Source organism: Flavobacterium sp. (assembly GCF_043756175.1).
Classification (GTDB): domain Bacteria; phylum Bacteroidota; class Bacteroidia; order Flavobacteriales; family Flavobacteriaceae; genus Flavobacterium.
On sequence record NZ_JAYURN010000157.1, the window covers coordinates 1 to 7,917 of the forward strand.

Annotated in this window: 8 protein-coding genes; 2 read left to right on the plus strand and 6 right to left on the minus strand. The window is 32.3% G+C overall.

The features are described 5' to 3' along the window. Position 1 precedes the first annotated feature (1 nt). Positions 2-1,126 carry a metallophosphoesterase gene (locus tag ACH2BP_RS12345; RefSeq protein WP_395060335.1) on the plus strand — a complete coding sequence of 375 codons (1,125 nt, stop codon included), beginning with the start codon at positions 2-4 and terminating at the stop codon, positions 1,124-1,126. A 49-nt stretch (positions 1,127-1,175) separates the two neighbouring features. Then, the gene (locus ACH2BP_RS12350) at positions 1,176-1,472 is read left to right on the plus strand and encodes a thioredoxin family protein (protein WP_395060337.1); all 297 of its coding nucleotides are present in this window, start codon (positions 1,176-1,178) and stop codon (positions 1,470-1,472) included. Positions 1,473-1,483: 11 nt separating this feature from the next. On the opposite strand, the gene ACH2BP_RS12355 is transcribed toward ACH2BP_RS12350, so the two are convergent. From ACH2BP_RS12355 to ACH2BP_RS12380, 6 genes are all read right to left on the minus strand, one after another. After that, positions 1,484-2,137, minus strand: coding sequence for a polysaccharide deacetylase family protein (locus ACH2BP_RS12355; protein ID WP_395060339.1), 654 nt, complete (start codon positions 2,135-2,137; stop codon positions 1,484-1,486). Positions 2,138-2,301: 164 nt separating this feature from the next. Then, positions 2,302-2,592: a hypothetical protein gene (locus tag ACH2BP_RS12360; protein ID WP_395060341.1), complete on the minus strand. Its 291-nt coding sequence runs from the start codon at positions 2,590-2,592 to the stop codon at positions 2,302-2,304. A gap of 838 nt (positions 2,593-3,430) precedes the next feature. Continuing rightward, entirely contained in the window at positions 3,431-4,519 is a 1,089-nt protein-coding gene (locus tag ACH2BP_RS12365) for an ice-binding family protein (RefSeq protein WP_395060343.1), read from the minus strand. 597 nt (positions 4,520-5,116) lie between these two features. After that, complete coding sequence (locus ACH2BP_RS12370; protein WP_395060345.1) at positions 5,117-6,226, minus strand: acyltransferase family protein; 1,110 nt, start codon at positions 6,224-6,226, stop codon at positions 5,117-5,119. Positions 6,227-6,361: 135 nt separating this feature from the next. Next, positions 6,362-7,276 (minus strand): LytR/AlgR family response regulator transcription factor, encoded by a 915-nt coding sequence (locus ACH2BP_RS12375; RefSeq protein WP_395060347.1) that lies wholly within the window; start codon positions 7,274-7,276, stop codon positions 6,362-6,364. Between the two features lie 116 nt (positions 7,277-7,392). After that, entirely contained in the window at positions 7,393-7,869 is a 477-nt protein-coding gene (locus tag ACH2BP_RS12380; protein ID WP_395060349.1) for a hypothetical protein, read from the minus strand. Between the last annotated feature and the right edge of the window lie 48 nt (positions 7,870-7,917).

Genomic DNA, 7,917 nt, shown 5'->3' on the forward strand with positions numbered 1-7,917 from the left:
TATAAGTTTTTTGGTTGTTTTTTATGTCTCTTACAATGTTTTTTTATTTGATCGTAAAGTTGGGCAAACACACCAAACTTTATTTACGATGGGTTTATTTTTACTGGTTTACCTTCCAAAAATATTATTGTCTTTAGTTGTATTTGGAGAAGATATTTTTAGAGCTGGAGCTGGAGGTGTCAATCATTTTATTCGTAATAAAGAGGGTAATTCAAGCTTTTTAGGCTCAAGAAGAAAATTTGTTAGTCAAATAGGATTAGGATTGGCTGCTGTTCCTTTTTTGTCATTAATTTACGGAATGACTATTGGGAAATATAATTTTAAAGTCATCAAACAGAATGTATTTTTTCACGATTTACCTGATGCTTTCGATGGTTTTACCATAACTCATATTTCAGATATTCACAGCGGAAGTTTCGATAATCCTGAAAAAATAAATTATGCTATCGATTTGATTAATGAACAAAAATCCGACATATTACTATTTACAGGCGATATTGTAAATGCCAAAGCAGATGAAATGCATCCGTGGCTTGATACTTTTAATAGACTAGAAAAACCAGCTTTTGGCAAATTTTCTATTCTTGGAAACCACGATTATGGCGCTTATTTAGATTGGGATTCGGAAGCAGAAAAGGCTAAAAATTTTATTGATATAAAAGATTTACATAGACAAATAGGATTTAAATTAATGTTGAATGAAAATGTAAAAATCAAAAAAGACAATGATGAAATCACTTTAATTGGTGTCGAAAATTGGGGTAAACATTTTGGTTCTTTTGGTGATATTGATAAAGCATCAGATGGAGTTTCTGTCTCAGATTTTAAAGTATTAATGAGTCACGACCCGAGTCATTGGGAAGAAATTGTAAAAAATCACAAAAAAAACATTCAACTTACCTTGTCAGGACACACTCACGGAATGCAATTTGGAATCGAAATTCCGGGTTGGTTCAAATGGAGTCTGTCGCAATATATGTACAAACAATGGGCTGGTTTGTACGAAAATGCAGGAAGATATATTTATGTAAATCGTGGCTTTGGGTTTCATGCCTATCCTGGCCGAGTAGGGGTTATGCCCGAAATAACGGTAATTCGACTAAAAAAAGGACAAAATGTAGCTTAATATGCTAAAAACACTATATTTGTATAACAAAGTTTAATAAAATTATACTATGTCAAAATTTGGAGAATTAATAAATGCTCAAGTTCCTGTACTAATCGATTTTTATACAGACTGGAATGAATCTTCACAATCGATGCATCCTGTTATCAAGGACGTAGCTGCGGCACTTGGTGACAAAGCCAAAGTAATAAAAATAGATGTAGATAAAAACCAAGAATTGGCCGAAGCACTTCGTATAAAAGGTTTGCCTACACTTATGATTTATAAAGACGGACAAATGATTTGGAGACAATCTGGGGAACTAGATGCAAACTCTATTATTACCTTGGTTCAAGAACAGATATAGATTTTTTGTAATTACTGTATTAAATCAAACACAAATCCTTTTTCTTTTAAGATTTGAATGGCTTTAGGTAAAGCATATTCTAAATTTGCAAATGCTTTTACACTATCGTGAAAGACAATAATACTGCCAGATGTTACTTTTTGGGTAGCGTTTTCTAGACATTTTTCTTTTGAAATAGACTCGTCAAAATCGGCAGTTAGAATATCCCACATTATTATTTTGTAACCTTTTTTTTGTAATTTTTTAGATTGCGATGGTCTTATTTTTCCATAAGGCGGACGAAATAAATTTAGAATTTCAGATTTTAGTCCCGAAAGCTTTCGGGATAGGATTTCAGATTGGCATAATTCAATATTTTGCAAATATTCAAAATTCGTTGTTTTCCAACCATTTTTGTGATTGAAAGTGTGATTTCCTGTACGATGTCCGTTATTAATAACATTGTTAAAAATATCGGGGTATTTTTTTATGTTTTTACCAATGCAAAAAAAAGTTGCTTTAATATTATTTTCTTTCAGAATTCCTAAAACCCATTCCGTTATTTCTGGTGTTGGACCATCATCGAAAGTGAGATAAATTTTGTTCTCCTTATTGGGAATATCCCAAACCTGATTACTAAATAATCTTTTGATGATTTGAGGTGTTTTTATCCAGTAGAGATTCATGGGATGTTAAGGTTTTGAACAGTATAATGTTTCCGGGTTTAATGATGTTGCTTTTAAGGAAATCAAAACTTTGGTTTAAGATCTAATCAAAACTACAAAACAAACTTTAAATTAAGTCCTAAACCGCAATTTCTTTTAACCGATTTTATACGCCATTTCTTTATTTAATTTTGTTTAGTTCTTTTTACTTTTTTTAAATAAAAACTTTTACTGTAAACTATTCCATATTTTTCAAAAATCATATTTTTTTCAAATATTTTCAAAATCAAAGTATCAGCAGGAAATCCAGCTTCTGTTGCTTGAAAATAACAAATTATTTTTCTGTTTTCTTTTTTCCATGTTCCTTTAGAATCAATTCTGATTGTATGAATTTCATTTTTTTCAACAGTATAATTAGAATTCAATTTGAATAAATGCACTTTTATCCTTTGAATGTTCTGTATTATATATTCCATAAATATTTTTATTACATGAAGTAATTAGAAAAAATAAAATAATAATAATTGGAAGCTTTAGTTTCATGTTCAGTGTGATATTGAGTTTTCAGGAAATGGCGTATAACTTTCCAGCACTAGTTTAGGTTGCGAATTTCGGAACTTTTTATTTTTCTGTTAAAGATAAAAATTCTTGCGAAAGTGAACTTGAATTTATTAGATTTTTCACCATTTCTTGAAACTGCTTTCATCAAACGTTTTAAAAAAAAACTTAGACATTGCTACAGATCAAGTAAATGATATTTTAATACTTATTTTAAACAATATAAATAATAAAAAAAACAAATCCTAACTAAGCAAAATACTCATTAATGAATCTATTAAATGAAACCATGATAAACTATGCAATACAGAAACCTTGAGGATGAAATAATATCCAATTATTGAAATCTATTAAGTTTCTAGAATCAACTATAACAGTTAATTCTAGGTTTTATAAATATTAAAATATTTTATATCAAGAAGTAATAACCATATAACCGTTTCTAAACCTGTTTTTTCAATCTGAAAAAATAATTTCAAGATTAATGATTGTTAGTAAAGCTATTTTAAAACAGAAAACAACCTTGTTTAGATAATTTAAACAAGGTTGTTATAGTGGTTTGTTTGTAATGAAAAACTTTTCTAAGTTACACAACATTTATCTTTATTAGTAGAGACAGAATGCATTTCTTACTTATTTGAACCGAAATATTTAGTTGTAAGGAGTTCTTTCAAAACATTTTGTATTGATTCGATATTTACTTCTTTTGTTTGTTTCAAAATTATTCGTTCGCCTACATAATTTTGATGATTATTACTATGGTTTTGTTACAACATTACCATCAAGAATAACAGCCGTTTGTGCTAAAGCACGACCAGTAAATGCAGCTCCTCTAGCAAGTGTAATACCTGTCTTAGATAAGATTACACCTTTAAATTCTGCTGTGGTACCAATACTTACAGTACCTGCAACCTGCCAGAAAATATTTTTGGCTTGCGCTCCTCCACTTAAGGTAATTTTTACTCCTGAACTTACAGTAAGGTCTCCAGCTATCTGGAAAATCCAAATATCCGTTGAACTTCCTGAAATTATTAAGTTTGTAGGTGCAGTAACAGTATTTGTCCATTTATAAAGACCTTCAGTAAGGGTTTTTCCGCCGATATTACCAGTTCCTAGTTCTGAGAAATCAGGTGAAGGACGTCCAGCTGCATCATTATAAGCCGTTGTCATATCATTTACTGCTGTTGTAAGGTTAGTAGATGTTGGACTTGCCATATCTGCGGCATAAATTTTACCTGTTACCTGTGCAGAAGTCGCATATCCAGTGGCATTTGTTATAGAAAGCCCCGTGATATAAGATGTAGCTGCTGGACTTAATCCTAAATCACCCGTAATAGTTGAAGTAGGATTATTGTTGATAGCAGTTTTTGCAAGTATAACATAATTACCTGCTGCCCCTAAGCCAACAGTTGAAAGACCTTGTGCATTAACTCCAGTTGTAAAGTTCCAAGTCGTATTAACGGCGAGCGAAATACCTGCAGTACTTTTAGCACCAGTACTTATAGTAGCCGAATAAATGATGCCTGAAGATAAAGCAACTGAGGGAGTAAATGTTGCTGTAGTTCCAGAATAACCAACAGTACCCAAAACCGATGTTGTACCTTGTTTTAAGGAAAAAGTAGTAGTGTTAATCGTTGAAGAGTTCATTGCCTCACTAAAAGTAATGGATATTACTTTATTGAGAACAACGTTAGTTGCGTTACTGCTTGGACTTTGTGCCGTAATTGTAGGTGTGCTATTGGTTGTAGGGGTATATACAGGAGAGTCATTATTTTCACACCCTACAATTAACAAAGAGGCAGCAACAATAACAGCCGCTGAGAACATTTTTTTTAATTGTATCATTTTACATTATTTTAATTCCCGCTTCTGGCGGACAGTTGTGAATATTTTCCACAATACAAATTAGACTCCGATGTTGTGAATATGTTGTAAAACTTTATCAAAGAGTTGTAAAATTCACGGCTTTTTTTTAATATGTTAGGATGTTAAGTGAATAAGCTTCTTTTCTACTCTTTAATTTCTTGTAACCTTAAAATTTTATTTACAATTTAATTTTTAATTGGTCGAAATTGGTTTTTGCTTTATGATTATTAGTTGCTCTCTTTTACTTTGCTTAGATCTTTTTTTGAATTGGTTTTACTGTAGCTATATTATTGTCTAAAATGGGAGAATCACTTTGTTCAAATGATAAAAAAAACATAAACAAAATAAAAGTGTTAATAGGTGTTTTCTTTATATAATATTTGAAATGTCAATTTATTGAGTTTGTTTGGTGAAGTTTTCGCTATTTTTTTTGACATAAATACTGTGCTACAAAGGCACACATGGGAGCCTTTGTAGCACAGTATTTTCTATCTAAACGAAGATATGAAAATAATCGTTGATCCTACGAATCCACTTTTATTCCATCACTACAGCTCGTTTTTTCTTTTTTACATTTTATAATCCAAAAAATGGTCTAATCAATATCCATCGTCTGATGAAAAACTCATAAATAAACCACGAGATTAAAAACGTTCCCACTGTCATAAAGGAGAATTTAAAGACAAAATGCCAATGCAGCTGCATCATAAAATAACCTAGGATTACGGTAATGGTCTGGTGCAGAATGTAAAAAGGATATACCGCTTCATTACAATAAGCTAAGGGCTTGCTGGGCTTGTTCAGGTATTTGGATGCATAGCCAAACAGAGTAAGGATCCATGACCATAACGAAAATACTTTGATGCCTGCTTCGGTAAAATGTCTTACATAACTGTCTTCATAGGCGGTGATGATGAACATCAATAAGGAAAAACCAATGATACCACAAATTAAAAAGGACTTTCTATTTTGTTCTACCGAGGTCCAGAAAACGTCTTTCACACAAATCAATAAGAAGCCAATAAAAAACAAAGTGATACTGTTGATCAGCACAAACCAATCTCCAACCAAAGCGTGGGTTTCTTCAAAGAAAGGCTCTACAAAAGCTTCAAACAGATATAATGGCAGAATAAACCAATACAAACCAAATTTAGTATTACACATCTTAGCAGTTGCTCTCAAAAGAAAATTATTGGGATGGTTTCTTAAATATAAAAAAACAGGAATCAGTACCAGTGAAAAAATCAACAGGTAAGGAATAAACCATAAGTGGTGCCAACTTAAATCCCCTTCAGGATACTTCCCAATAAAAGCTTGTGAAGGCCAGAAATCAAAATAACTCCCTGTAATCAATCCGCTGGAAAGTTTTTCAATGTACACCTGTGGAGGGACGATAACCAACATCCCGAAGATTAAAGGCAGCAGCAGTTTCTTCGTCCTTTCCCAGGCAAATTGTCCGCTACTTCTTCTGGAAAGGGCATAAGAAGTTCCCATTCCGGAAATGACAAAAAGAATAGGCAATCGCCATTGGTTTAAAAATAACATCGGGTATTTAATCCCTTCATAAGTAATGTTGTTCTTGATGTGCCACTCCCAATCCGGAGCCACAAAAAACATTGCTACATGATAAAAAATAAGTAATCCAAACACTATTACTCTAAGCCAGTCTAAATCGTATCTACGCATCTTTTCTAAATTTTTTTACAAAGGTGCGGGCAAAAAAAGAAACTCGCAAAAACTTGTTTTGAATGGCAGGATTATGGGACGAATGCCATTGTTTTGTGACAACAGACACTATTCTGGGACGAATGACAAGGCGATTTAACCAGCAGTAGTTTCTTTTTCGAAAGAAGGGATATAATTTCTGGAAACAGGAACAGTCTCGGTACAATTTTTCAACTGGACTTTATAGCCCTGGGCATTGCCGGAAACATTTTCAATATAATTTACATTCAGTAAAATGGATCGGTGGGTTTTAATAATATAAGTAAAACTACTCAATTGTGCTTCCAGATTCTTCAATGAAATGCGTTTCGTGAGTTTATGGCATTCGTTTTCCTTTTTAAGAAAGATTTCAGCATAATTCCCTTCCGCTTTAGCGTAAATAAAACTGTTGCTGTCAAACGAGAATTTCTCCGATTTCACTTCAGTATCAATAGATACGATTGTATTCGATTGAGGTTCTTTTACCTCATGTATTGCAGCAGAAATACGATGGGCATTCGACTTATTCCTTAACTGTTGTCTGTTTAAATTGATAGAAATGATAACCGGTGCAAGGAAAACACCTGCTATAAAGGAGTTTATGACTTCTTCTTTAAAATACCTCCAGGACCAGTTATCAGGATTGTTATAAATGACATCCCGTAAGAGAAATTGGGTAATCCCTGTCATAAGCACCAGAGATAAGATGAGAATGAACTCTTTTTTGACTTTCCAATTGTCGGTTGTTTTTGGAAAAAGTTTCAAAACCAAAGCAATACAGCTCAATAAAAGCAAAGGGGAACCAGAATGAATAACGCAAATCCAGAAATAGTTCATTTTGTGCTCGTCAGGATTCACTCCAAACGGTTGTAGAAGGAAATTGAAAAAAAATCCAATCATAAAAATGATACCCAAAATCTCAAGCAGTTTTCTGCTTTCATAATAAAATGGATATGGTTGATCCATAAATGCAGAAAGAGAAGTTTTATTATCCATTTTTTGATTTGTTCTGTAGCATCTGTTAACGTCCATTGGCTTGCCTCTCACTGAACAATCACAAATATAAACCAAACTTTGAGTTATCAGCGTATTTCCTGAAGAATCACAGAATTAAGCCATTGAGGCAAACCGCTGTTGGCAATAGGTTTTTATTCAACTTCTATTTGAATATTAATTTTCCACCAAAATCCATTGCGGTTATCTTTTAAAATTTCTGCTATTGACTTACAACTTTTATAAATTGTCTTAATATCTTTCGTTTCAACTTCAATATTTTTAATACAATTAGCTGTGATTTTAATATCATCGTCATCCCAAGTTCCCATTCCACAATAAATATTGGCAGTGTCTTTTGGTTTTAAGTCAAAAACTATAGAATCACCTTTAGATAATTCTGTAAGACTCTGGCATCTATTATTAGGATTCAGATTAATTTTAATTTTGACATTGGATTCTGTTCCATTGACGAAGTCTATATCATGTCCAGGATCACAACTAAATAGTGAAAAAGTAAAAACTAATATGGTTAATAATCTAAAGATAAATTTCATTTTTAAGGGTTTGAGTATTACTGCCAACGTCCCGTCGCTTGGTCTTCGTTGCGGAATTTCAGGACTGAACATCACAAATATAGACAAATTTGTAATAAAATACTGAATATTTCAAATAAAAAC